General features: G+C 67.6%; 18 protein-coding genes. 9 read left to right on the top strand and 9 right to left on the bottom strand.

Going from position 1 to position 24,269, the window contains the following annotated elements:
- Positions 1 to 97 precede the first annotated feature (97 nt).
- Positions 98 to 1,483 (bottom strand): class I SAM-dependent methyltransferase, encoded by a 1,386-nt coding sequence (locus tag B3349_RS14180; protein WP_291589604.1) that lies wholly within the window; start codon positions 1,481 to 1,483, stop codon positions 98 to 100.
- 184 nt (positions 1,484 to 1,667) lie between these two features.
- Complete coding sequence (locus tag B3349_RS14175; protein ID WP_291589602.1) at positions 1,668 to 3,890, bottom strand: FepA family TonB-dependent siderophore receptor; 2,223 nt, start codon at positions 3,888 to 3,890, stop codon at positions 1,668 to 1,670.
- A gap of 177 nt (positions 3,891 to 4,067) precedes the next feature.
- On the opposite strand from B3349_RS14175, the gene B3349_RS14170 reads away from it, so the two are divergent.
- Positions 4,068 to 5,051, top strand: a complete 984-nt coding sequence (locus tag B3349_RS14170) for a siderophore ABC transporter substrate-binding protein (protein ID WP_291589600.1) — start codon at positions 4,068 to 4,070, stop codon at positions 5,049 to 5,051.
- Between the two features lie 39 nt (positions 5,052 to 5,090).
- On the opposite strand, the gene B3349_RS14165 is transcribed toward B3349_RS14170, so the two are convergent.
- Positions 5,091 to 5,552 (bottom strand): hypothetical protein, encoded by a 462-nt coding sequence (locus tag B3349_RS14165; protein WP_291589598.1) that lies wholly within the window; start codon positions 5,550 to 5,552, stop codon positions 5,091 to 5,093.
- Positions 5,553 to 5,709: 157 nt separating this feature from the next.
- Between B3349_RS14165 and B3349_RS14160 the strand changes: the two genes are divergently transcribed.
- From B3349_RS14160 to B3349_RS14125, 8 genes are all read left to right on the top strand, one after another.
- The gene (locus tag B3349_RS14160; RefSeq protein WP_291589596.1) at positions 5,710 to 6,168 is read left to right on the top strand and encodes a hypothetical protein; all 459 of its coding nucleotides are present in this window, start codon (positions 5,710 to 5,712) and stop codon (positions 6,166 to 6,168) included.
- Positions 6,169 to 6,292: 124 nt separating this feature from the next.
- Positions 6,293 to 8,437: a TonB-dependent copper receptor gene (locus tag B3349_RS14155; protein ID WP_291589594.1), complete on the top strand. Its 2,145-nt coding sequence runs from the start codon at positions 6,293 to 6,295 to the stop codon at positions 8,435 to 8,437.
- Positions 8,438 to 8,576: 139 nt separating this feature from the next.
- Complete coding sequence (locus B3349_RS14150) at positions 8,577 to 9,122, top strand: hypothetical protein (RefSeq protein WP_291589592.1); 546 nt, start codon at positions 8,577 to 8,579, stop codon at positions 9,120 to 9,122.
- A 148-nt stretch (positions 9,123 to 9,270) separates the two neighbouring features.
- The gene (locus tag B3349_RS14145; protein ID WP_291589590.1) at positions 9,271 to 10,206 is read left to right on the top strand and encodes a TauD/TfdA dioxygenase family protein; all 936 of its coding nucleotides are present in this window, start codon (positions 9,271 to 9,273) and stop codon (positions 10,204 to 10,206) included.
- 165 nt (positions 10,207 to 10,371) lie between these two features.
- Positions 10,372 to 11,430 carry an ABC transporter substrate-binding protein gene (locus B3349_RS14140; RefSeq protein ID WP_414646909.1) on the top strand — a complete coding sequence of 353 codons (1,059 nt, stop codon included), beginning with the start codon at positions 10,372 to 10,374 and terminating at the stop codon, positions 11,428 to 11,430.
- A 169-nt stretch (positions 11,431 to 11,599) separates the two neighbouring features.
- Positions 11,600 to 12,589, top strand: coding sequence for an ABC transporter ATP-binding protein (locus tag B3349_RS14135; protein ID WP_291589863.1), 990 nt, complete (start codon positions 11,600 to 11,602; stop codon positions 12,587 to 12,589).
- Positions 12,590 to 12,596: 7 nt separating this feature from the next.
- Positions 12,597 to 13,502 carry an ABC transporter permease gene (locus B3349_RS14130; protein WP_291589588.1) on the top strand — a complete coding sequence of 302 codons (906 nt, stop codon included), beginning with the start codon at positions 12,597 to 12,599 and terminating at the stop codon, positions 13,500 to 13,502.
- Positions 13,503 to 13,634: 132 nt separating this feature from the next.
- Positions 13,635 to 14,966 carry a serine hydrolase domain-containing protein gene (locus B3349_RS14125; RefSeq protein ID WP_291589586.1) on the top strand — a complete coding sequence of 444 codons (1,332 nt, stop codon included), beginning with the start codon at positions 13,635 to 13,637 and terminating at the stop codon, positions 14,964 to 14,966.
- 26 nt (positions 14,967 to 14,992) lie between these two features.
- Here the strand turns inward: B3349_RS14125 and B3349_RS14120 are convergent, their stop codons facing one another.
- The 6 genes from B3349_RS14120 to B3349_RS14095 all read right to left on the bottom strand — a co-directional run bounded on the left by B3349_RS14120 (position 14,993) and on the right by B3349_RS14095 (position 24,190).
- Positions 14,993 to 16,120: an ABC transporter permease gene (locus tag B3349_RS14120; protein ID WP_291589584.1), complete on the bottom strand. Its 1,128-nt coding sequence runs from the start codon at positions 16,118 to 16,120 to the stop codon at positions 14,993 to 14,995.
- Between the two features lie 181 nt (positions 16,121 to 16,301).
- Positions 16,302 to 19,070 (bottom strand): ribosome-associated ATPase/putative transporter RbbA, encoded by a 2,769-nt coding sequence (gene rbbA, locus B3349_RS14115; protein WP_291589582.1) that lies wholly within the window; start codon positions 19,068 to 19,070, stop codon positions 16,302 to 16,304.
- 6 nt (positions 19,071 to 19,076) lie between these two features.
- On the bottom strand, positions 19,077 to 20,156 hold the full coding sequence (locus tag B3349_RS14110; protein ID WP_291589581.1) for an HlyD family secretion protein: 1,080 nt from the start codon (positions 20,154 to 20,156) through the stop codon (positions 19,077 to 19,079).
- Positions 20,157 to 20,171: 15 nt separating this feature from the next.
- Positions 20,172 to 21,617 (bottom strand): efflux transporter outer membrane subunit, encoded by a 1,446-nt coding sequence (locus B3349_RS14105; RefSeq protein WP_414646899.1) that lies wholly within the window; start codon positions 21,615 to 21,617, stop codon positions 20,172 to 20,174.
- 186 nt (positions 21,618 to 21,803) lie between these two features.
- Entirely contained in the window at positions 21,804 to 22,424 is a 621-nt protein-coding gene (locus B3349_RS14100) for a TetR/AcrR family transcriptional regulator (RefSeq protein WP_291589578.1), read from the bottom strand.
- Positions 22,425 to 22,687: 263 nt separating this feature from the next.
- Positions 22,688 to 24,190, bottom strand: coding sequence for an FAD-linked oxidase C-terminal domain-containing protein (locus B3349_RS14095; RefSeq protein ID WP_291589576.1), 1,503 nt, complete (start codon positions 24,188 to 24,190; stop codon positions 22,688 to 22,690).
- Positions 24,191 to 24,269 lie beyond the last annotated feature (79 nt).

Genomic DNA, 24,269 nt, shown 5'->3' with positions numbered 1-24,269 from the left:
TGCAGTGCAGCGTAAAAAAAGGGGCACTATCGCCCCTTTTTTTGTTCCCGTTTTCGGCCCCCAGCCCGCGACGCGGTGCGCGGTGCGGGGCACACGCTTATGGCATCGGAATGGCGCTGCCCGCGGCCGCATGGGCCTGGTAATGCACGGCCGGCTGGCCGCAGGGGCGCAGGGCCAGCGCCGCATTCAAGCGTTCCAGCATGGCGGATGTGGCTGGGGCCGGGGATGCGTCGGTCTGCCAGTCCGGCCGCACGAATTGCACCCAGCCCACCCAGGCCAGCAGCTGCAGCAACTGGCTGACCGCGCCGGGCTGCTGGGCATACAGCGGCAGCTGCACCAGCTGGGCATAGCTTTGCGGGCCGTTTTGCAGGGCGGCCAGCAGTGGTGCCACATGGGCCATGGGCATCTGCACCGGGCCGATGCGGGTGTCGAGCGTGAAGGCTGCCGGCAAGGGCGCCTGCAGCGAGGGTGCGGCAGGCAGCAGGGCAATGCGCTGTGCCAGCAAGGCGTGGCGGTGTGCGTCGGTAGATAGCCCATTGCCCTGGGGGTGGTGGCGCTGGTAGATATCGCGGCGCTGGTTCTGGTTGCGGGCAATGTCCTTGAAGGTTTCCTGGGCGGCCACGCTGCGGCCTTGCTGGCGCAGGCGGTTCAGCAGCGGCAGCGACTGTTCGGGCAGGGATGCACCGTCGATGTTTTCCAGCAGCGTGGCACTGCCGGCGTAGTCACAGCCGGCCGGTGCGAGATCGGCCATGACATCGGCCACGTGCAGGGATTCCCAGTGCGCGTTCAGAAATTCATGGGCGATATAGCGGCGGTCCATGCCGCGCAGCTGGCCCAGTTCCGTCGCGATGCGCGGGTGTTCGGTGCAGTAGCCGGTGCCGGCTTCGGCCATCTGCTGCAGCAGTGCCAGGCCGGCGTCGGTCTTGTCCGTGGAACTGCCTGCCATGTCTTGCGTGGCCAGGTGCACCAGTTTTTGCGCGGCGGCCATGGCGGCAGAGCCGGGCTGGCTCATATAGGCCAGGTACAGCACGCCGCCGGGGCGGAGGTGGCGTTCCAGCAGCTGGCGCAGGGCGGCGCGGTTGCTGGTGCTGATCCAGGAGTACACCCCGTGGCTGACGATGAAATCGCAGGGGGGCAGTGCTTCGGCGTCTGCGGCCAGTGCGGCTTCAAAGCTCTGGCACACAAATCGCACATTGGGCACACCCACCGCCTGTGCCAGCGCCTGTGCCTGGGCAATGGCGTCCGGGTTGAGGTCCAGGCCGATGAATTGCCCCTGTGGGTTGGTGGCGGCAGCGATGACCGTGCTGATGCCCGTGCCGCAGCCCAGTTCCAGCCAGGTGTAGGGCTGCTGCAGATCGGGTGTGCGGCGCCCCAGTGCCTGCAGGGTGCTGCACAGCCAGACGGGCATGATTTCGCGGTGGAAGTAGTCGGGGTAGGCGACGTCGGTGACGTAGCCATCCAGGTGCGCGGCAGGGGGTGTCATGGGCGGCAGGGGAAAGAAGCAATGCAAAAGCCCGCAGCCAAGGCTGCAGGCTTGATGGTGTCACAGCTGCGGATGCACGGGCTGCCCGGGTGGGCAGGTCCGCGTGTGCAGCAGTCTGCGACCAGTGCCGGAAGCGTCCCTGCCTGCTGCAGCGTGGGGGCTGCAACCGGCAGGGGCGGGCGGCTTAGAAGCGGCCGGTCAGCGACACGTAGTAGGCGCGTCCCAGTTCGTTGTAGGTGGAGGCGCCTGCGGCGGAGTTGTTGGACTCGCGGTACAGGCGCTTGTCCGCCAGGTTGGTGATGCCGAAGTTCAGCGCATACGACTTGTTGATCTTGTACTGTGCGCCAATGCCGTACAGGGCGTAGGAGCTCACTTCCTGCAGCTGTGCACCGGTGGAGGCAGCACCGCCGGTCTGGACGGTACGGGGTTCCTGGCGGCCGTAGAACGTGGCGTTCAGCTGGGTCGACCAGTTGGCGTTGATGGTCCAGTCCAGTGTGGAGTTCACGGTGTACTTGGGAATCACGGACAGCGGTTGGTTGCTGTCCTTGTTGTGGTTCTTCAGCATGTAGGTGAAGTTGTTCACCAGCTTCAGCGTGTTGCCGTTCTTGCCATCCAGCGGCACGGTCAGATTGCCTTCGAAGCCCTTGACGATGGCCTTGCTGGCATTCATCCACTGGTAGACCTGGGAGGTGCCGACCACGACCGGCGTGCCGTCGTTCATTTCGGCGTAGATCTTGTCCTTGTAGTCGTTCTGGAAGTAGCTCAGGCTGGCGTCCAGACCGTTGTGGTTGGTGTACGCAACCCCCAGTTCCTTGTTGATGCTGGTTTCGGCCTGCAGATCGGGGTTACCCACGACGTAGCAACCACCGCCCAGGCTGGGCGAACTCACCGGGCAGCCATTGCCCATGGTGAAGTACAGGTAGTTGTTGTTGGTCTGGTACAGATTGGGCGCCTTGAAGGCACGGGCAATACCCCCCTTGACCTGCCAGCTGTCGTTCAGCTGGTAGGTGGCATTCAGGCTGGGGCTCCAGTTGTTGCCCGACTGGCTGTGGTGGTCAAAGCGCACACCCGGGGTCAGGATCAGGTTCTGGATGGGCTCGAAGTTGTCTTCCACGAACAGCGCGAAGTTCTGTGCATCGGACTTGCCGCTGCGGGTGCCTGCGCTGCCCACCAGGCCACCGACGTTGTTGGCGCCCGTGCCCGTCGTCTGGCTCATGGCTGCGGCATCGTCCAGCTTCTCGTTGCGGTACTCGAAGCCCGTGGTCAGCATGTGGGTGGTGCCGCCCAGCTTCAGCGGGGTGTTCACTTCCCCGGACAGGAAGTAGTTGCCCAGCTTGGAAGTGATTTTGTCTGTAGTGCTGCTGATGGAGCCTTCGGGGCCACCGGCCAGCGCCACGGGGTTTTGCCAGCGGCGGGTGTTTTCGTACTGGAAGATCAGGCGCGAGGTGCCCCAGTCCCATTTGCCGCGGTGGGTCACCCCCAGGGTGTTGCGGTTGGTGCGGTTGGTTTCCTGGCCCAGCAGCGATTCGCGGATGGGCGCATTGGCGTCGATGCTGACGGCGGTTTCACCGGCGTATTCATTGGTCTGGCGGCTGGCGCCCATCTCGAACTCCAGCACCTGCTGGGGGGTCAGGTCCCAACGCAGCAGGGCGTTGATGTCCTTGTTCTTCACACCTTCGCGGCCGGCGGGGGCCATGGCGGTGGTGGTGGATGCGGTGCGGTTCAGGTCGGGGCTGTCCGCATCGCTGTGGGCCATGTTGCCGAACAGGCGGAAGGACAGGTTCTCTGCCAGCGGGCCGGACAGGTTGAAGCTGCTGCGCTTGGTATCGCCTTCCTTGGAGTCTTCCTGGAACTTGCCGTAGACAGTGACCGAGCCTTGCAGCTTGTCGGTGGGCTTCTTGGTGATGATGTTCACCACACCACCGGCGGCACCCGAACCGTAGCGCGCTGCCGCAGGGCCACGGATGACTTCGATGCGCTCGATGGCTTCCACCGGCACCCAGTTGGAGTCGCCACGGGTGTCGCGCTCGCCGCTTCGGCCCATCTTGGCACCGTTGCGCGATTGCACGGGCTTGCCGTCGATCAGGATCAGCGTGTTTTCCGGGCCCATGCCGCGCAGGTCGATCTGGCGGTTGTTGCCGTACTGGCCGGAAGCGGAGTTGCCGGTCAGGTTGACGCCCGGCATGGTGCGCACCAGCTCGGAAATGTCATTGGCCGGAGCGCGTTCGGTCAGCTCTTCCTGGGTGATGACGGACACCCCCAGGGCCTGCTTCAGTTCTTCTTCGGCAGTGGCGCGGACCGTGGTCTCACCCAGCACGGTGTCGGTGGCGGCGTGGGCGGCGGTCAGATGGGCGGCCATCGCGATGGCGGAAAGGGCAAAAAGGCGGAAATTCAGTGAGCGGGACATGAAGCTGCAGTAAAGAATTCGTTAACAGGAATCGTTCTCATTACATTGTAGTTACATGCTGTACGATCGAGAATTGTTCTTGTTTGCATGTTGTTGTTTTTTGCTCAAAAAAGCGTGCGAAATGGCGATGGATGCTGCAAAAAGTTGTGAATAGTCAACTTCATTGAAAGGAATGCCATGCTTGGAACCCCTCTGACCCCGTCGCGCCGCCGTTGGTTGGCCTCTGCCCTGGCGGGGGTCTGCTGCTCGGGAATGACCGCAGGGGTCTGGGCGGCCAGCCCCTCTGCGGCGCGCGCACCCATCGCTATCACCCATGCCAAGGGCGTGACCCCGGTGCCTGCGGCACCACAGCGCGTGGTGGTGTTCGATCTGGGGGCGCTGGACACCATGCACACCCTGGGTCTGCCGGTGGCAGGGGTGCCCAAGGCGCAGTTTCCGGACTATCTGAAGGGCTATGCCGCAGCCCGCTATCCCGTGGCGGGCAGCCTGTTCGAGCCGGATTACGAGGCACTGAGCCGGATCCGGCCGGATCTGATCATTGTGGGTGGCCGCTCCGCAGCCAAGTACGACCTGCTGCGCAAGATCGCGCCCACGGTGGATTTCTCGGTCAACGGCCAGCAGATGCTGCAGGACATGGCGCGCAATGTGGCGGCCATTGCCAGCCTGTATGGCAAGCAGGCCCAGGGCCAGGCACTGGTCGACCGGATGCAGCAGGAGGTGGCGGCGCTGCGCCAGCTCTCCAGCCAGGCTGCCCCTGGACTGCTGCTGATGGCGGTGAACGACAAGATCATGCCGCAGGCGCCGGGGACGCGTTTTGGCTTCCTGTTCGATGTGCTGGGCGCCAAGTCGGCCATCACCGCGCAGCAGGTGCCGGCGCGCGGCACGGCCTACACCTTTGACGATGTGGCCAGGCTCAACCCGCAGTGGCTGTACGTGATCGACCGCAACACCGCCACCGGGCAGGCGGCCGGCGGCGGCGCCATCATCCCGTCGCAGCAGGTGTTCGACAACGCCCAGGTCAAGGGCTCGGCGGCCGGCCAGAAAGGGCAGGTGGTGTTTCTGGATCCCAAGGGCTGGTATCTGATGGGCAGCACCGGCCCCACGGCCTTGCTGGGCAATGTGGCCCAGCTGAAGCAGGTCTACCAGGCGGCAGCCCGCTAAGCCGGAGGTCGCCAGGGGCGGCCAAGGCGCCCCGGCGTGTCAGCCGCCGCGGCCTTTTGCAGTGCCGCCGCTGCCGTGCGGACCCTGGCCGGCATCGGCCGCATCGTCGTGCAGCAGGTGCTCGCCGATCTGGCGCCAGGCCTTGGCGGCATCGTGCTGGCCGGCAAAGTGGTGGCAGCTGGCGGCCGTCATGGCGATGCGGCCGTTGCTGGGTTCCAGGTCGAACGCCTTTTCGCACTGGGCGGCGGCATTGGCCCACATCACGGGTGCGTTGGGTGATTCTTCCTTTTGCAGGGCATGGGCCTCGGCCATCCAGGCCTGGGCCAGGCGGAAGCCTGCTTCGGCCTGCTCGGGGTCGGCCTGGTGGGCGCGGTAGAACTCCTTGCCGGCGGCCTGCCACAGGGCACGTGCCTGGGTGAAATCGGCGGTGGCAATGCGCTGGGCTTCGCGCACCAGCGCGTTGCCTGCTTCCATATGGGGGCGGTAACTGTCTTGAGACATGGTGGGCATTGTCGCCTGCCTTGGCATGCAGTGGGAGATGATGCGCACTTGATGTAGCACAGATATCTGGCATGTAGGCGACACCGGGTGTGGGCGATAGGCAGCATGTGTGCGCAAACGTCCTCCACCGCAGGCCGGGAACCAGATAATCGCCCGCATGCTGGAGCAGATTCGACGCAACCGACGCCTGGGCACCACGGTGCTCCTGCTGTGCATCGCGCTCTGGCTGGTGGCGCTGTGGGCCGGGGTGCGCGTGCGCGCCGTGTCCGGGCCGGCACCGGTGGTGGCGGCCATGGCGCCTGCCAGCGCCGTTCAATCCCACGCGGCAGCCCATGTCCACGGCACGCATGCCGCCCATGACAGCCCCCATGCGGCGATTCCGGATGGGGGGGCTGCGCCCGAGCCTGCCCATGAGCACAGCGGTCACGGTCCGCATGGCCCGGATTGCGTGCTGTGCATCGCCCTCAGTCCGCCGGCCACGGTGGCCGTGGTCGTCTACCGTCCGCCCGCGCCGCGCCAGGGACTGGGGTGGCACGCCCCGGCACGGCCGCCGCTTTCGCGCCTGGCCGCTGCGCCCCTGCCGGCACGCGGTCCGCCGGCACCTCTCCACGCCTGAGTGCGGCATGCCGGTGCGCATGCCGTGAATTTCCCTGTTTTGAAGCCCTGCCGACCGTGCCCGGTGGGTGCAGGCCGCATGGCCTGTGCCTGTCTGCGCCGGTGGGCGGCGGCGTGGATGTCGCATGCCAACTTATTCCGTTTTTTCCCGGGTCGCCGTTGCGCGCGCCCCGCAGTTCCGTTTCCGCTGGTCGCCCTGCGCGCTGGCCTGTGTGCTGGCCGGGTTGCCCGCCATCGGTATGTCCGGTGCCGCGCAAGCGGCGAACACCCGTGACGTGGTGCAAGAGACCCAGGAGGCTCCTGGCCGCGCACTGGGTGAAGTGGTGGTCACTGCGGTGCACGACCATTCCCCTGTGCAGGTGGTGGCTGACCCCAAGCAGCCGCGCCAGCCGATTCCGGCCAGCGATGCGGCCGACTACCTCAAGACCATTCCCGGGTTTTCGGCCGTGCGCAGCGGTGGGTCGAACAGCGACCCGGTGTTCCGTGGCCAGTTCGGATCGCGCCTGCCGCTGCTGACCAACGGCACGAACCTGATCGGCGCCTGCCCGGCGCGCATGGATGCGCCCAGCTCTTATATTTCGCCGGAAACTTATGACCAGCTCACTGTGGTCAAGGGCCCGCAGACGGTGGTGTGGGGGCCGGGTGCCTCGGCCGGGGTGGTGCGCTTTGACCGGCTGCCGCCCGAATTCTCCGAAGCCGGCGCCCGCCTGTCCGCCAGCCTGCTGGGCGCCAGCGGCGGCCGCAACGACCAGACCGTGGACCTGGAGGCCGGCAACGCCCAGGTCTATTTGCGTGCCACCGCCAACCATTCCCATGGGCAGGATTACAAGGACGGCAATGGCCGCCGTGTGCCTTCCGGCTGGGACAAATGGAATACCGATGTGGCCGTGGGTTTCACCCCCGACGCCCATACCCTGCTGGAGTTGAGCGCCGGCGCGGGTGACGGCGAAGCACGCTATGGCGGCCGCAGCATGGACGGGACGCAGTTCCGCCGCGACAGCTGGGGCCTGCGCTTTGAAAAGCAGCACCTCACGCCCTGGCTGGCCAAGCTGGAGGCGCAGGTCTACCGCAACCAGGCCGACCATGTGATGGACAACTACACGCTGCGCACGCCCCCTACCACCGGCATGATGGCGGGCGGCATGGCCAGCAATGTGCGCCGCACCACCACTGGTGGCAGGGTGGCGGCGACGCTGCTGCCCGTCGAGGGCTGGCAGCTGGTCACGGGCTTTGACGCCCTGCGCAGCCCGCACGACAAGCGCAGCGGCACGCCCAGCCTGTCCTACGACAGCCAGGCATGGACGCGGGATGCCAAGTTCGCCAGCTGGGGCTGGTTTGCCGAGCTGGGCTGGCAGGCCAGCGAGCGCACGCGCTGGGTGGGCGGTCTGCGGCTGGACCAGTCCGAGGCCCGGCGCTATCCCGCCAGCAGCGGCGGCATGGGGGGAATGGGAGGCATGGGCGGCATGGCTGCCGCCACGGCCGACAACGACCGCGACCGCAGTGCCATGCCCAGCGGGTTTGTGCGCTGGGAACAGCAGCTGGCGTCCGGCGCCACGGTCTATGCCGGCCTGGGCCATGTGCAGCGCTTTCCGGATTACTGGGAACTGATCTCACCCAGCAACAGCGCCGCCACGGCAGGCAATGCCTTTGCCAGCCTGAAGCCGGAAAAAACCACCCAGCTGGATGTGGGCGGGCAGTGGAAGGGCGAGGGCTGGCAGGCCTGGGCATCGGGCTACGCCGCCGTGGTGCAGGACTACATCCTGTTCGACTATGTGGGCATGGCCTCCAATGTGCGCAACGTCGACGCACGCCGCGCCGGTCTGGAGCTGGGGGGCAGCCACCAGCTCAGCACCGCATGGGCGGCGCAGGCCACGCTGGCCGGCACCTGGGCGCAGAACCGCAGCGATGGCCGGCCGCTGCCGCAGACACCGCCGGTGGAACTGCGCCTGGGGCTGGACTATGCCCAAGGGCCCTGGACGGCCGGAGCGCTGTGGCGTCTGGTGGCGGCCCAGCACCGTGTGGCCCGGGGCCAGGGCAATGTGGTGGGGCAGGATCTGGGGGCCAGCGCCGGGTTCGGCGTGCTGTCGCTCAACACCAGCTATCGCGTGAACCCGAAGCTCAAGCTGCTGCTGGGCGTGGACAACCTGTTCGACAAGGCCTATGCCGAGCACCTGAACCTGGCGGGCAACGCCGGCTTCGGTCTGCCCGGCAACACGCGCATCAACGAGACCGGCCGCACCTGGTGGTTGCGCGCCGACATGAAGTTCTGACACCGCCTGCAGGGACGGCACCAGGCGGTCCCCGCGTGCGCGCGGTGGCCGCGGTGGCAGCGCTGCACGGGGTTACGATCGGCCGTCCTTCTCTCTGACAGCCCCCGGCCATGGGGCGGGGCTGTGTGCAACTTTCACCATGACATTCAGCGAACTTCTGGAGGCCGTGCGCGGCGCCTATACCGACACCCTGTCCCAGGCCGTGCAGCAGCAGGCTTGCCATGTGGAGCCGGCCTTGCGCACGGCGGATGGTGCGCTGGCCACCGAAGGGGAGCTGGGCCTGCCTTGCAGGGTGGACGCCATCGTGCAGCAGGACGGCAGCAGCCTGACCGTGGATGCACGCAGCCGTCTGCAGTTCGATCCGGTGCAGCTGCAGCTGGCGGGCACGGCCGTGACCATGGTGCCGTTCTCCTGGGACTGGCTGCAGCTGGAGGTACAGGGCCTGGGCCGGGACCGGGTGGCGCATACGCTCCAGGAGTGGTTCTGGCAGGGGTTCGACGCCGAAGACCAGAACGCCCTGGCGACCGATGGCCTGTATGGCGTGCTGCATTTTCTGTCGGACCTGCAGCCAGCCGGCGAAGGCTGGCGCAGTGCGGTCGACCTGGGCTCTGCCCCGGCCGAGGCGCTGGAAGCGCTGCTGTGGCGGCTGTCCGATGCCGGGGCGACCCAGGTCACGCTGGGCTGAGGCCGCCCGTGTTTGCGGGTGACGGGCGCTGCGGCAGATAAAGATGATTTGTTCATAAGCAAGTCGAAATTTATTCGTTTTCAGAATGAAGAGGGCTTTCTAGACTGGCTTCCAACGTCATTCGACTGCCAGAAAAAGGAAGCCCACCATGTCTGCCGTCCTCGCCACCTACGATTTCTCCCGACCCTCCCGCCTGCAGGACGCTGCGGTGCCGCCGCAGGACTTTGTGATCCGTCCGGCCCCGGGTGCCGCAGGCAATCTGGGGGCGGAGGTGGTCGGGCTGGACCTGTCCCGTCCGCTGTCGGATGCCGATTTTGAGCGCCTGCAGCAGGCGCACTGGCAGCACCATGTGCTGGTGTTCCGCGACCAGCGCATCACCCCGGCCCAGCAGGTGGCGTTCAGCCGCCGCTGGGGCCCGCTGCAAATCCATGTGCTGCGCCAGTTCCAGCTGGCGGGCCACCCGGAAATCCTGCAGGTCTCCAACATCCGTGATGCCCAGGGTCAGCCGGAGGGGCTGGGCGATGCCGGGCAGCTGTGGCATTCCGATCTGTCGTACAAGGAAAAGCCTTCGCTGGGCAGCCTGCTGCATGCGCAGGAGCTGCCCAGCGAAGGGGGGGACACCCTGTTTGCGGACCAGCATGCCGCTTACGACGCGTTGCCGGACATCGTCAAAAAGCGCCTGCAGGGTCTGCAGGCCGAACACAGCTACCTGCTGCACTACGAAACGCTGCGCGCCAAGAGCCCCTGGCGCCCGGCGCTGACGCAGGCGCAGATCGATGAGGTCAAGCCGGCCGTCCACCCCGTGGTTCACACCCACCCCGGCAACGGCCGCAAGGCGCTGTTTGTCAGCGAGCATTTCACCAGCCGCGTGCTGGGCCTGACGGATGACGAAAGCCGCGACCTGCTGAACCAGCTGTTTGCCCACAGCGTGCAGCCGCAGTTTGTCTACCGCCACCAGTGGCAGCCGCACGACCTGGTGTTCTGGGACAACCGTTCGGTGCTGCACCTGGCCAGCGGCACGCCGGAACACCTGCGCCGCAAGCTCTACCGCACCACGGTGGAAGGCGATACGCCCGTGGCCTGATGCCGCGCAGGCAGGTGCCGCCCAGCAGTGCTCGGATGCCGTGCGCCGCAGGGAGGCCCGCTCTGGATTTCACTCCCCATGTTGCGCCGGTGTGCGGCGCAAGGGTTGGCTTTGATGCTGCAGGAGCTGGTGTTGCAGCTACTGCTACTGCTCCGCAGCCTCCGTCTGGACTTCACCTTCATCATGAACAAAATCTTTCACCTCCCCGCGCTGCGCCGTTCCGTGACCGGCACCTTGGCCGCCACTGCGGTGCTGGCCGCCGCCATGGCCGCACCTGCAGCCCATGCCAAGGAAGGCCAGCTGCGCATTGCCCAGCAGTTCGGCATCGTCTACCTGCTGCTGAACGTGGCGCAGGAGCAAAAGCTGATCGAGAAGCACGGCAAGAGCCGGGGTGTGGACATCAAGGTGGACTTTCTGCAGCTCTCCGGCGGCTCGGCCATCAACGATGCCCTGCTGTCCGGCAATGTGGACATTGGCGGAGCCGGCGTGGGCCCGCTGTTCACGTTGTGGGACCGCACCAAGGGCAAGCAGAACGTCAAGGGCGTGGCCTCGCTGGGCAACTTCCCCTACCTGCTGGTGAGCAACAACCCGGCCGTCAAGACCATTGCCGATTTCAGCGACAAGGACCGCATTGCCCTGCCGGCGGTGGGCGTGTCGGTGCAGTCGCGCATTCTGCAGCTGGCATCGGCCAAGCAATGGGGCGACGCGCAGTACAACAGGCTGGACCGGCTGCAAGTGGCCATTCCCCACCCCGAGGCGGCCGCGGCCATCATCAAGGGCGGCACGGAAATCACCGCCCACTTCGGCAACCCGCCGTTCCAGGAGCAGGAGCTGGCCGCCAACCCGCAGGCACGCGTGGTGCTGAACTCGTACGACGTGCAGGGCGGACCGGCTTCGTCCACCGTGCTCTACGCCACCGAGAAGTTCCGCAACGACAGCCCCAAGACCTACCGCGCCTTCCTGGATGCGCTGCACGAGGCGGCGCAATTCGTGCAGAAGAACCCGGAGCAGGCGGCCGACATTTACCTGAAGGTCACCGGCGGCAAGCAGGACCGCAAGCTGGTGCTGGATGTCATCCGCAGCCCGCAGGTGCAGTTCACCGTGCAGCCGCAGCGCACGCTGGCGCTGGGCCAGTTCCTGCAGCGTGTGGGGGCCATCAAGGCCACGCCGGCACAGCTGTCGGATTACTTCTTTGACGATCCCCGCGTGGCGGGCGGCAACTGACGCTGCGCCGGCTTCCGGGTTGGGAGAAATGACGATGACACGCTTTGCAGCGGTGCGCCAGCGCTTCTGGCAGCAACTGGCAGCCGAATGGGAAGGCCCTGCCGGGCTGATGGCTGGGGGCCACTGGCACACCGATTTGGCCGAAGCCGCGGCCGTGCCCGCCGCCGTCATGCCGTGGCCGACCCACGCGGCGCCGGTGCACAGAACGGCGGTGGGGCAGGAGGCGGCGGCACCCGCTGCGGCTGCAGGCGAAGCGTCCGCGCACGCAGAGCGCAGTCCCCAGCCGCTGCTGCAGGTGCAGGACGTGAGCCTGGTCTACGCCACGGCGCGGCAGCAGGTGCGGGCCACGCACCGGGTCAGCCTGGATGTGTTCAAAGGCGACCGCTTTGTGCTGCTGGGTGCTTCGGGCTGCGGCAAGAGCAGCCTGCTCAAGGCGCTGGGCGGCTTCATCACCCCGGCCGAGGGGCAGATCCTGCTGGACGGCCAGCCGGTGCACGGCCCCGGTCCGGACCGGGTGGTGGTGTTCCAGGAGTTTGACCAGCTGCCGCCCTGGAAGACGGTGCGCGAGAACGTGATGTTCCCGCTGCTGGCCTCCGGCCAGTTACCACGCGCAGCCGCACGCGAACGCGCCGATGCCGTGATCGCCAAGGTGGGCCTGGCGCAGTTTGCCGATGCGCACCCGCACCAGCTGTCCGGTGGCATGAAGCAACGCGTGGCCATTGCCCGCGCGCTGGCTATGCAGCCGCGCGTGCTGCTGATGGACGAGCCCTTTGCCGCGCTGGATGCGCTGACCCGCCGCCGCATGCAGGAGGAGTTGCTGGCGCTGTGGGAGGAGTTCCGCTTCACGCTGGTGTTTGTCACCCACTCGATCGAAGAGGCGCTGGTGGTGGGCAACCGGATTGCCATTCTCTCGCCCCATCCGGGCCGGGTGCGGGCCGAGGTCAACAGCCATGCCTTCGACCTGGCCAGCCAGGGCAGCGAAGCGTTCCAGGCCACGGCCCAGCGCATCCACCGCCTGCTGTTTGAAGCGCCGCCTGTGGCTGCCTCACCCACCGCACCCGGTGCGCAACCGCCGTCGGCAGACCCGCCCGTGCAGGAGGCGCGCCATCTGGCGGACGGCCTGCCACCCACCTGGGCCACCATGCCCGTCAGCCTGTGAGTACGCCATGAGCACGATCACCATTCCTCCGGATCTGGCCACCCAGGGCGGGACACAGCCGCCGGTCCGCCCTGAATACGAACGTGCGCTGGAGCCTTTGGGGACGGTCGCGCCCACTGAGCCCTTGCCCTGGTTCGCCCGGCTGTGGGGACTGGCCGCCGTGCGCCGGGGGCTGATTCTGGCCGTGCTGGCGGCGCTGTGGCAGGTGTTGGCGCTGTGGCAGGACAACGATCTGCTGCTGCCCACCTTCACCGCCACGGTGCGCGCCCTGGTGGACGGCTGGGCCAGCGGTGAACTGCTGGTCAAGGCCGTGGCTTCGCTGGCGGTGCTGGTGCAGGGCTATGCGCTGGGCATTGCCGGTGCGCTGGTGCTGACCACGCTGGCGGTGTCCACCCAGCTGGGGCGCGATCTGCTGACCACGCTGACCAGCATGTTCAACCCGCTGCCCGCGATTGCGCTGCTGCCGCTGGCGCTGCTGTGGTTCGGCCTGGGCCAGGGCAGCCTGCTGTTCGTGCTGGTGCATTCGGTGCTGTGGCCGCTGGCGTTGAACACCTATGCCGGCTTCCAGGCCGTGCCCGAGACGCTGCGCATGGCGGGGCGCAACTACGGCCTGTCCGGTGTGCGCTATGTGCTGCAGATCCTGATTCCGGCCGCGCTGCCGTCGATTCTGTCGGGCCTGAAGATCGCCTGGGCCTTTGCCTGGCGCACGCTGATTGCGGCCGAGCTGGTGTTCGGTGCCTCCTCCGGCAAAGGCGGGCTGGGCTGGTACATCTTCCAGAACCGCAACGAGCTCTACACCGACAAGGTGTTCGCCGGCCTGCTCACCGTGATTGCCATCGGCCTGCTGGTGGAGACCCTGGGCTTCCACACGCTGGAGCGCCTGACGGTGCGTAAATGGGGCGTGCAGCGCTGAGCACTGCCTGGGCGCCGGTCTCGCGGTTCGCCTGGGTGCGGCGCCGAAGGGTGTTGCCGGGGCAGTAGACGGCAGGTTCTGGCAGCATGCAGGGAGGTGCTGTGGGGCACCGCCTTCTGAAAGCCTGCTGCCATGACATTGCCACACCGTGTTTCCTCCATCGCCTGTGCATGGCTGCTTCTGGCATCGGCCGGGGTGCAGGCCCAGGTCCAGACCGCCTACCCCGACGCCGCGGCCAGTGACCCGGTCCGCATGGGGTGGATGGTGGGGTCGCCGCCGCCTGCCGACCGCGTGCTGCGTTTTGACGATGGTTCGTACTTCCGCTTTCCGGCACTGCGCTGGAGCGTGGCCCATTTTCGCCAGCTGATGCCCACGGTGAATGTGTCGCGCGGGCTGGGAGCCCCTGCGGCGTTGCCGCGCGCGCTGCGCAGTGATATCGATGCGCTGCAGTTCCTGCCCCTGGGGTCCGACCAGCCCATGACCTGGGAGCAGTCGCTGGCCGCCAATTACACCGACGGGATGGTGGTGCTGCACCGCGGCCGCGTGGTGTACGAGCGTTACTTTGGTGCGCTGCAGCCCCAGGGCCAGCATGCGGCCATGTCGGTGACCAAGTCGTTCGTGGGGACCCTGGCCGCCATGCTGGTGGCCGAAGGGAGGCTGGACCCGGCACGCCGCGTGGCCGACTATGTGCCGGAGCTGGCGGCTTCCGCATTCGGCAGCGCCACCGTGCGCCAGGTGATGGACATGACCACCGGCATCCGCTTCAGCGAAGACTATGCCGATCCCAAGGCCGAGGTCTGGGCCCATGCGGCCGCAGGCAACCCGCTGCCCAAGCCGGCGGACTACACCGGCCCGCGCAGCTATTACGAGTTTCTGCAGACGGTGCAGCCGCTGGGCACGCATGGGGCGGCCTTTGGCTACCGCACGGCCAATACCGATGCCCTGGGCTGGGTGCTGGCGAGGGTTTCCGGGCAGTCGGTGGCCGAGCTGCTGTCCGACCGCATCTGGAGCCGGCTGGGCACCGAGCAGGATGCCTATATGACCGTGGACGCCAGCGGTACGCCCTTTGCCGGCGGTGGCCTGAACCTGGGCCTGCGCGACATGGCCCGGTTCGGTGAGATGCTGCGCAATGGCGGGGTGTTCCAGGGCCGGCGCATTCTGCCGGCGGCGGCCGTGGCCGACATCCGCCGCGGCGGCAATCCGGCCGATTTTGCGCAGGCCGGCTACCGCCAGCTGCCCGGCTGGTCGTACCGGAACATGTGGTGGGTGACGCACAACGCCCACGGGGCCTTTGCTGCGCGCGGCGTGCACGGACAGACGATCTACATCGACCCCCAGGCCGAGATGGTGATCGCCCGTTTTGCATCACACCCGGTGGCCGGCAATGCGGCCAACGACGCCACCTCGTTGCCGGCCTACCATGCCCTGGCGCTGCACCTGATGCGCTCCGGCAAGGCGCCCTAAGGTGCCGCAGGGCGCCATGGCGGGGATCAGGCCATCTGGCTGATGGTCTTGCGGAAACGTGCCAGGGACAGGGCGAACAGCGCCGCGCCGATCACGGCCAGTGCGGCAAACGGCTTCCACACCACGTCCAGGCCTGCGCCACGGTAGAGGATGGCCTGGCCCAGTTCCACAAAGTGCGTGGTGGGCGCCAGCAGCATGATGTCCTGCACCAGCTGGGGCATGGATTCGCGCGGGGTCATGCCGCCGGACAGCAGCTGCAGCGGCAGCAGGGTCAGCACCATCAGCAGGCCGAACTGGGGCATGGAGCGCGCCACCGTGGCCATGAAGATGCCCATGGCCGTGGTGGCAAACAGGCACAGGGCCGCACCGGCCATGAACAGCGGAATGCTGCCCTCGATCGGCACCTGCAGAAAGCCGCGCACCACCAGATTGAGCGACACTCCGGCCGCCACCAGCACCACCGCCCCCATGGACCAGACCTTGGCCAGCATGATCTCGGTGGGGGTGACGGGCATCACCAGCAGGTGTTCGATGGTGCCGTGCTCGCGCTCGCGGATCAGGGCCGCGCCGGTCAGGATGATGGACAGCATGGTCACGTTGTTGATGATCTGCATCAGCCCGCCGAACCAGACCTTGTTCAGCGACGGGTTGAAGCGCGCGCGCAACTCCAGGTCCACCGGCAGCGTGCTGGCCGAGCGGTGGCGCTGGGTGAATTCAGTGATTTCGGCCGTGACGATCTGCTGGATATAGCCGCTGCCCGAAAACGCCTGGCTCATGCGGGTGGCGTCCACATTCAGCTGCAGCTCGGCCTTCTTGCCGGCCAGCACGTCGCGCTGAAAGCCGGGGGGAATGGTCAGGGCAAAGGTGAAGCGGCCGGCATCCATGCCGGGGTCGACCTGCTGCCATTCCAGCATCTGCGGGGGCATGAACTGCGGCGGATAGAAGGCCGAGCTGATGCGGGCCGACAGCGGAGACTGGTCCTGGTCCACGATGGCGATGGGCGCGTGGTGCAAGGTCTCGGGCATGGCCGAGGCGGAGGTGTAGACCGATGCGGTGAAGGTGTAGGCGATGAGCACCAGCATCACCGGGTCGCGCCACAGGCTCCACAGTTCCTTGACGCCCAGGCGCCAGATGTTCTTCAGGCTATGCAGCATGGCATGGCTCCCCCTGCATGGTTGGGTGGTTCGTGCGGGGCGCCCGGCCCGCAGGCGGGATACCTGGGGCGGCCCCGGTCGCATGCCCGGACTCTGTTCGCCACCGGCAGCGCGCCGGCGCCGCCCCGCCGAGAGGCGGCCGTCGCACCGCCCTCGCGCAGCGACGCAGTGCGGTGCTCCATCATTTTTCCTGCTTGGGCAGCGCCCAGATGGCAATGCCCATGATCACAGGGATGGCCAGCAGCAGTGGCACATAGGCGCTGCCCAGGTCCTGCAGGCCCAGGGCCTTGCTGAACACGCCGCGGCTGATGGCGAACATGTGGGTGGCGGGGTAGATCTCGCCAATCCAGCGGCCCGCGCCTTCCAGCGAGCTGACCGGGTCGGTGAGGCCCGAGAACTGCGTGGCCGGAATCAGGGTGCCCAGCATGGCGAAGAACAGGGCTGCGATCTGGCTGCGCGTGACGGCCGAGGCCAGCAGCCCCATGCCGGTGGCGATGATGGCAAACAGCACGGCGGCCAGCGTCAGTGCCACAAAGCTGCCGGTCATGGGCACGCCAAAGGCAAACACCGCCATGGCGCACATCAGCAGGTAGTTCAGCAGCGCCAGGGCCACATAGGGCAGCTGTTTGCCCAGCAGAAACTCCGTGCGCGTGACAGGCGTCACGTACAGGTTGACGATGGAGCCCAGCTCTTTTTCCCGCACCACGGCCAGGGCAGTGAGCATGGCGGGGAACATCAGCAGCAGCATGGGAATCACGGCGGGCACCATGGCCGGCAGGCTCTTCACGTCCGGGTTGTAGCGAAAGCGGGTCTCGATGGAAACCTGGCTGCCCATGCTGATCCCCGTGCGCTCACGCACCTGCTGGACCAGCCAGTGCTGGTGCATGCCCTGCACATAGCCTTTGACGGTCTCGCCGCGCTGGGGCATGGCGCCGTCGAACCAGGCGCCCACTGCCACCGGGCTGCCGCGCAGCACATCGCGGCCAAAGCCCGGCGGGATCTCGATGGCCAGTGCGATGGCGCCGCTGCGCATGCGTTGGTCCAGGTCCTCGTAGGAGGTCAGCGGAGGCTGCTCGATGAAGTAGCGTGAACCTGACAGGCTTTGCGTGTAGCTCTGGCTCAGCGTGCTCTGGTCGCGGTCCAGTACGGCGAATTTCAGGTCCTCCACGTCCATGCTGATGCCAAAGCCGATCACCACCATCAGCACCAGCGACCCGACCAGGGCCAGCGTGGCGCGCACCGGGTCGCGCTGCAGCTCCAGCGATTCGCGCCATAGATAGCTCCACAGGCGCTGCAGGCTGAAGCGGGCAGGGGCCTTGCCGGCATCCGGCGCCGTGATGGCAGGGGCGGCTGTCGAGGGGGCGGCTGCCTGGGGGGCGTCGAGCTGCGGTGCCGCCTCGCCCGAGGCTTCGACCAGATAGCCGATGAAAGCTTCTTCCAGGGTGGCCGCGCCGCGCTTGGCGGTCAGCGCGGCGGGCGTGTCGCTGTCCAGCACCTTGCCGGCGTGCATCATGGACATGCGGTCGCAGCGTGCGGCCTCGTTCATGAAGTGGGTGGAGATGAAGATGGTCACCCGGTCGCGGCGCGACAGCTCCACCAGCAGGCGCCAGAACTGGTCGCGCGCCACCGGGTCCACGCCCGAGGTGGGTTCGTCCAGGATCAGCAGCTCGGGCCGGTGCACCATGGCCACGGCCAGCGACAGGCGCTGGCGCAGGCCCAGGGGCAGCTTGTCGGGCAGGTCCTGGCGTTCCCCGGTCAGGCCGAAGCGCTCCAGCATCTCCTGCACGCGCGCCGGCACCTCGGCTTCGGGCACATGGAACAGCCGGGCGTGCAGCACCAGGTTCTGTTCCACCGTCAGCTCGCCATAGAGCGAAAACGCCTGCGACATATAGCCCACGCGCTTGCGCGTGGCGATGTCGTTGGGATTCACGGCCTTGCCGAACAGCCAGGCCTGGCCTTCGCTGGCCGGCATCAGGCCGGTCAGCATCTTCATGGTGGTGGATTTGCCGCAGCCGTTGGAGCCGAGGAAGCCAAAGATCTCGCCCCGGCGGATGCGGAAGTTCACATGGTCCACGGCGACAAAGTCGCCAAAGCGCATGGTCAGGTCCTGGGCCTCGATGGCGATGTCTTCCGCGCCGCCGGTGCCGGCGGGCAGCGGCGGAATCACCACCTCGGCGTGGCCGCGCTTCTTGGCTTCGGGCAGCAGGGCGATGAAGGCCGCTTCCAGCGATTGCGTGGCGGTGCGCGCCAGCAGCTCGGCCGGTGTGCCGGTGTCCAGCACCAGACCGTCGTCCATGGCTACCAGCCAGTCAAAGCGCTGGGCCTCGTCCATATAGGCCGTGGCCACCAGCACGCTCATCTGCGGGCGGGTGGTGCGGATGCGCTGGATCAGATCCCAGAACTGGGCGCGGGCCAGCGGGTCGACGCCGGTGGTGGGCTCGTCCAGGATCAGCAGGTCCGGGTCGTGGATCAGCGCGCAGCACAGCCCCAGCTTCTGCTTCATGCCGCCCGAGAGCTTGCCGGCCGGGCGCTGCAGGAATTTCTTCAGGCCGGTGCTCTGCGTCAGATCGTCGATGCGGGCGCGGCGCTCGGCTGCATCGTGGCCGAACAGGCGGCCGAAGAACTGCAGGTTCTCTTCCACCGACAGCGTGGGGTACAGGTTCTTGCCCAGGCCCTGGGGCATGTAGGCGATGCGGGGACAGACGCGGTCGCGGTGTGCTTTGCTGCGCATGTCGCCGCCCAGTGCCCAGACTTCGCCCTGTTGCACCGCGCGGGCGCCCGACAGCAGCGACAGCAGGCTGGACTTGCCCACGCCGTCCGGGCCGATCAGGCCCACCATGCCACCCGCAGGAATGTCCAGCGTGATGCCGCGCAGGGCTTCGGTGGCGCCATAGCGCAGGTGCACGTCCTGCAGCCGGGCCGCAGGCGGGGCGGTGAGGGAGATGGCCATGCGCGCTTACTCCGGCAGCTTCACCTGCAGGTGGGCGGGCCACTGGGCGCCGGGTTCGGCCAGCACCCAGGCCTGGCCGGGCAGGCCGGTCTTGACCTGCTTGAGGTGTTTCTGCAGCAGCTCGGGGTCGATCTGGGCTCTGACGCGGAACATCAGTTTCTGGCGTTCGCTGGCAGTTTCCACGGTCTTGGGGGTGAACTGGGCCGTGCTGGCCACAAAGCTCACGGTGGCAGGAATTACCCATTGCGGCGCGGCGTCCAGCACGATGCGCACCTCCGAGCCCAGTGCCACGCGGCCGGCCACGGTTTCGGGCAGGAAAAAGCCCATGTAGACGTCCGACAGGTCCACCAGGTTCAGCACCTTGCCGCCGGCACCCAGCACCTCGCCGGGCTGGGCCAGACGGAACTGTACGCGTGCATCGCGCGGTGCGGTGAGCTGGCTGTCGTCCAGTTCGGCATCGACGCGCTGCACGGTGGCGGCCGCGGCCTTGACGGCAGAGTCCGAGCCGGTGACGTCGGCACGGGCCGCCTCGATGGCGGCCTTGGCGGCGGCGGCCTGGGCCTGGGTGGCCTTGAGTGCGGCTTCGGCGCCGCGCACGCGGGCACGGTCATCGTCCAGCTCCTGCACGGCGCTGGCGCCTTCCTTGGCCAGGGTTTCGGACCGGGCCAGGCGGCGGCGGGCTGCGTCCAGCTCAGCTTCACGCTGGCTCACCATGGCCAGCGCAGCGGCGTGGTCGCTTTCGCGCAGCGCCACCTGGGCCTTGGCGGCGGCCACGGTGTGCACGGCACGGTCCTTGCCGGCCACGGCTTCGGCGCGCTGGGCCTGCAGGGTGTGGATCTGCATGCGTGCCAGCAGTTCGCCGGCCTTCACAAACGCGCCTTCGGTGACCAGGATCTCTTCGACCCGGCCGCCGAGCTTGGTGGCCACGTCGATCTCGGTGGCCTCGATGCGGCCGTTGCCGCTGGCCAGTCCGGCATCGGCATGGCTGGCCTGCCATTGCTTCCAGGCGTAGCCGCCGGCCAGCACCAGTGCGGCGGCCATGGCCACCAGGGTCAGGGATTTCTGGGTACGGGGGGACAGGGACATGGCGGTGGACTTCGGTTAAGGGTTCACAGGGGCCGGTGCGCCACCCAGGGCCGTGTACAGGCTGACCTGGGCGGTCTGCAGCGCGTAATGGGCCTGCACCGCCTGCTGGGCGGCGGTGAGCAGGTCGCGCTGGGCATCCAGCACATCCAGATAGGGCGAGGCGCCGTTGTCGTAGCGCAGCTGGGCCAGGCGGGCGCGTTCCTGCAGCACCTGCAGGTTGTCGCGCTGCACCTGGGTCTGGCGGGCCAGGTGGTGGCGGGCGGACAGGGCATCGGAGACTTCGCGGAAGGCGGTCTGCACGCTGCGCTCGTAGCTGGCCACGGCGCTGTGCTGGCGCACGGCGGCCAGGTCCAGGTTGGCGCTGCGGCGGCCGCCATCAAAGATCGGCAGCGAGATGCTGGGGGAAAACGTCCAGGCCTGGCTGCCAGAGCCGAACAGCCCATCGAGCTGGGCGCTGGCCGTGCCAAAGCTGCCGGTCAGTGCAATGCGCGGAAAGAACGCGGCCCGCGCGGCGGCCACCTGGGCGTGTGCGGCCTGCAACTGGTACTCGGCCGCGACGATGTCCGGCCGGGCTTGCAGCAGGGCCGAGGGCAGGCCCACCGGCACGGCGCGGAACACGGAGGCCCCCGCAGGCAAGGCCGGCAGTTCGGCCAGCTGGGCCACGGGCTGGCCGGTCAGCTGCGCCAGGCTGTGGGCGATCTGTGCGCGTTCCTGCTCCAGCGAGACGGCCAGCGACAGCGCCTGGTTGTGCAGGCTTTGCACCTGGGTCAGCGCGTACCTGGAAATGCTGCCCACTTCATAGCGCCGGGTGAAGATGCGCAGCGTTTCTGCCCGGCTCTCGACGGTGCTGCGCGCCAGGCGCAGGCGTTCATCCAGCTCGCGCAGCGCCAGGTAGCTACGGGCCACCTGGCCCAGCAGGCTGAGCTGGGTGGCCCGGGCGCCCGCGGCGGTGGCCAGGTACTGCTGCAGCGCGGCTTCGTCCAGGCTGCGCACGCGGCCCCACAGGTCCAGCTCCCAGCTGTTGAGGCCCACGAACACCTCGTGGTCGCTGCCTGTGACCGGGCGGCCGCTGACATTCAGGTCGCCCGGCACGCGGGCGCGGGCGTGGTTGCTGCCCACTGCCAGGGAGGGGAAGCGGTCGGCCCGCTGGATGCCATGGGCGGCACGGGCCTCTTCCACGCGCAGCAGGGCCAGGCGCAGATCGTGGTTGTGGGCCAGACTCTGCTCCAGCAGCTGGGCCAGCGTGGGATCCTGCACCATGGCGCGCCAGTCCGGCAGGACGGCATCCGCAGCGGCGGTGCTGCCGACAGGGCTGTCGTCCGGCCACTGGCCGGGCAGCGCGGTATCGGGCTGGGCCAGCGGCCTGGCACCCGGGGCACAGCCGCTGAGCAAGGCAGTGCACAGCACGGCGGCAAGCCAGGTTGGACGACCCACAGGAGGCGTAAATACAGGTGGTTGCATGGCAAGGCACTCGGTATGGCCAGTTCAAGACCGGCACATGGGCCATGGGACCATGGCCCTTGTTACTTGACAGTTTCATTCTCAAGCCTCGCGGGTGCCTTGAGTTAAGTCAAGTGCGCTACCGACTGGTCGGTTTTTAGCGACACATCGATTGCGGGCTGCATGGAAGGTTCGGTTGCTGTGCGGTCAGGGGCGCAGCAGGCGCAGCAGCAGGGCCTGGTGCTGGGGGCGCAGCGCTTGCAGCTGGGAGGTGCTCAGTGGTTGGCCGCTGGCAAGGATCATGAATACGCTGTGCAGCAGCGGCACCAGCAGCAGGCTGCAGTCCGGCGGTGCCGGGTCGGTGGGCAACAGGCCCTGGTCGACGGCGCGCTGGATCAGGCGTGTATGGGTCTGGGCATGCAGCTGCAGCATGCGCTGCTGCCAGCCTTGCATGGCTGCGGGCAGGCGCGGGCTTTCGGCCAGCAGCAGGCGCAGCACGGGCAGGGTGGCGGGTTCCGCCAGGCGCTGCAGTGTGTGGTCCACGAATGCGCCCACCAACTCTTCCAGGGTCTGCACACCATCGGGCCACCCGTCTGGCTGCTCCACCAGGGGGCGCTCCAGCAGCCGTTCCAGCAGGGTCTGCAGCAGGGCCTCCTTGCTGGGGAAATGGGCGTACAGCCCGCCCTTGGACAGCTGGGCCGCCTGGGCAATGTCCTCCATGCGGGCCGCGGTGTAGCCCTGGCGCGAGAACTCGGCAAGGGCGGCGTCCAGGATCTGCTGAATGCGGACAGCGGCCGGCAGGCGTTGGCGGCGGGGTGCGGTGGGCATGGTGCGTGCGCAGGTGGAATCGCCGCAGCCGGTGATCACACCGGTGGCGGCAGGCGGTTGAGCGCCATCTTGCACCAGGCCCGAAAGAGTTTGCCTGCGCTGGCGCAACCTTTGCCAGGTGTGCCTGGCGGTGATGCCTTCGGCGCAGCGGCGCGGGCCACGCTTTGTACCCGGATGTCAGGCCGGGCGGGAGGGCAGGCTGCTGCGCCAAGGCCCCCGCCGCGGCCATGAGGCCATGGGCGGCCCAAGGCGGCTGACCGTCGTCAGAATCGGGGCAGATCGGGGTGGCTGATCTGCCCGCCACGCACCAGCATCTTGCCGTATTCGGCGCAGCGGTTGTGGGTGGGAATCACCTTGCCGGGATTCAGTAGACCGGCCGGATCGAACGCGGCTTTTAGCGCGAACATCTGCAGGTTCTCCTCGGTGGTGAACTGGGTGCACATGCTGTTGAGCTTTTCCACGCCCACGCCATGTTCGCCCGTGACCGTGCCGCCCATGGCGACGCTGGTTTCCAGGATGTCGGCACCAAACAGCTCGCAGCGGTGCAGCTCGTCCGGATTGTTCGCATCGAACAGAATCAGCGGGTGCAGATTGCCGTCGCCGGCGTGGAACACGTTGGCGCAGCGCAGCTGGTATTTCTTTTCCATCTCCTGGATCGACAGCAGGATGTCGGCCAGGCGCTTGCGCGGGATGGTGGAGTCCATGCACATGTAGTCGGGGCTGATGCGGCCCGATGCCGGGAAGGCATTCTTGCGGCCGCTCCAGAAGCGCATGCGCTCCTCTTCGCTGTTGCTCACGGTGATGGCGGTGGCGCCGGCATGGCGCAGCACGGCACTCATGCGGCCGATTTCCTCTTCCACCTCTTCGGGCGTGCCGTCGGATTCGCACAGCAGGATGGCCTCGGCCGTCAGGTCGTAGCCGGCCTTGACGAAGTCTTCCACGGCGGCCGTCATGGGCTTGTCCATCATTTCCAGCCCGGCCGGGATGATGCCCGCCGCAATCACGGCGGCCACGGCGTCGCCGGCTTTGCGCACATCGTCGAAGCTGGCCATGATGCAGCGCGCCAGTTGCGGCTTGGGCACCAGCTTGACGGTCACTTCCGTCACCACGGCCAGCATGCCTTCGCTGCCGATCATGGCGGCCAGCAGGTCGTAGCCGGGGGCGTCCAGCGCATCGGAGCCGAACTCGACCGGCTCGCCTTCGATGGTAAAGCCCTTGACCTTCAGCACGTTGTGCACGGTCAGTCCGTATTTCAGGCAGTGCACGCCGCCGGAGTTCTCGGCCACATTGCCGCCGATGGTGCAGGCGATCTGGCTGCTGGGATCGGGGGCGTAGTACAGGTTGAAGGGCGCGGCCGCCTCGCTGATGGCCAGGTTGCGCACGCCGCACTGCACCAGGGCCGTACGGCTGAAAGCGTCCACCTTCAGAATCTTGTTGAACTTGGCCAGCGACAGGGTCACGCCCATGGCGTGGGGCATGGCGCCGCCGGACAGTCCCGTGCCCGCACCGCGTGCCACCACGGGCACCTGCACGGCGTGGCAGGCCTTGAGCACGGCCTGGACCTGGGCATAGGTCTCGGGCAGGCAGACCACCAGCGGACGCTGGCGGTAGGCGGTCAGGCCGTCGCACTCGTAGGGAGTGGTGTCTTCGCTCTGGTAGAGCAGGGCATGCTCGGGCACATGGGCGCGCAGGGCGGCGACCACTTCGGCCTGGCGGGCGGCGCGCTCGGACGCGCTCGGGGTGTGGGTGGGGCTGGCTAAGCTCATAGCCTGCCACTGTAGAGGAAGGCGGCCCGCCCGTGCGTGAGTTTTCTTGCAGCCCCGTGTGAAATGGTGCGGAGCGGCA

Source organism: Comamonas sp. UBA7528 (assembly GCF_002479375.1).
Taxonomy (GTDB): Bacteria; Pseudomonadota; Gammaproteobacteria; order Burkholderiales; family Burkholderiaceae_C; genus Comamonas.
The sequence above is the reverse complement of the archived record's forward strand: the minus strand, read 5'-3'. Positions and strand labels throughout refer to the sequence as shown.

Excerpts from the sequence above, each read along its gene's own strand:
- B3349_RS14180 (WP_291589604.1), bottom strand. The coding sequence starts at position 1,483 with ATGACACCCCCTGCCGCGCACCTGGATGGCTACGTCACCGACGTCGCC.
- B3349_RS14175 (WP_291589602.1), bottom strand. The coding sequence starts at position 3,890 with ATGTCCCGCTCACTGAATTTCCGCCTTTTTGCCCTTTCCGCCATCGCG.
- B3349_RS14170 (WP_291589600.1), top strand. The coding sequence starts at position 4,068 with ATGCTTGGAACCCCTCTGACCCCGTCGCGCCGCCGTTGGTTGGCCTCT.
- B3349_RS14165 (WP_291589598.1), bottom strand. The coding sequence starts at position 5,552 with ATGTCTCAAGACAGTTACCGCCCCCATATGGAAGCAGGCAACGCGCTG.
- B3349_RS14160 (WP_291589596.1), top strand. The coding sequence starts at position 5,710 with ATGCTGGAGCAGATTCGACGCAACCGACGCCTGGGCACCACGGTGCTC.
- B3349_RS14155 (WP_291589594.1), top strand. The coding sequence starts at position 6,293 with ATGCCAACTTATTCCGTTTTTTCCCGGGTCGCCGTTGCGCGCGCCCCG.
- B3349_RS14150 (WP_291589592.1), top strand. The coding sequence starts at position 8,577 with ATGACATTCAGCGAACTTCTGGAGGCCGTGCGCGGCGCCTATACCGAC.
- B3349_RS14145 (WP_291589590.1), top strand. The coding sequence starts at position 9,271 with ATGTCTGCCGTCCTCGCCACCTACGATTTCTCCCGACCCTCCCGCCTG.
- B3349_RS14135 (WP_291589863.1), top strand. The coding sequence starts at position 11,600 with ATGCCGTGGCCGACCCACGCGGCGCCGGTGCACAGAACGGCGGTGGGG.
- B3349_RS14130 (WP_291589588.1), top strand. The coding sequence starts at position 12,597 with ATGAGCACGATCACCATTCCTCCGGATCTGGCCACCCAGGGCGGGACA.
- B3349_RS14125 (WP_291589586.1), top strand. The coding sequence starts at position 13,635 with ATGACATTGCCACACCGTGTTTCCTCCATCGCCTGTGCATGGCTGCTT.
- B3349_RS14120 (WP_291589584.1), bottom strand. The coding sequence starts at position 16,120 with ATGCTGCATAGCCTGAAGAACATCTGGCGCCTGGGCGTCAAGGAACTG.
- rbbA (WP_291589582.1), bottom strand. The coding sequence starts at position 19,070 with ATGGCCATCTCCCTCACCGCCCCGCCTGCGGCCCGGCTGCAGGACGTG.
- B3349_RS14110 (WP_291589581.1), bottom strand. The coding sequence starts at position 20,156 with ATGTCCCTGTCCCCCCGTACCCAGAAATCCCTGACCCTGGTGGCCATG.
- B3349_RS14105 (WP_414646899.1), bottom strand. The coding sequence starts at position 21,617 with ATGCAACCACCTGTATTTACGCCTCCTGTGGGTCGTCCAACCTGGCTT.
- B3349_RS14100 (WP_291589578.1), bottom strand. The coding sequence starts at position 22,424 with ATGCCCACCGCACCCCGCCGCCAACGCCTGCCGGCCGCTGTCCGCATT.
- B3349_RS14095 (WP_291589576.1), bottom strand. The coding sequence starts at position 24,190 with ATGAGCTTAGCCAGCCCCACCCACACCCCGAGCGCGTCCGAGCGCGCC.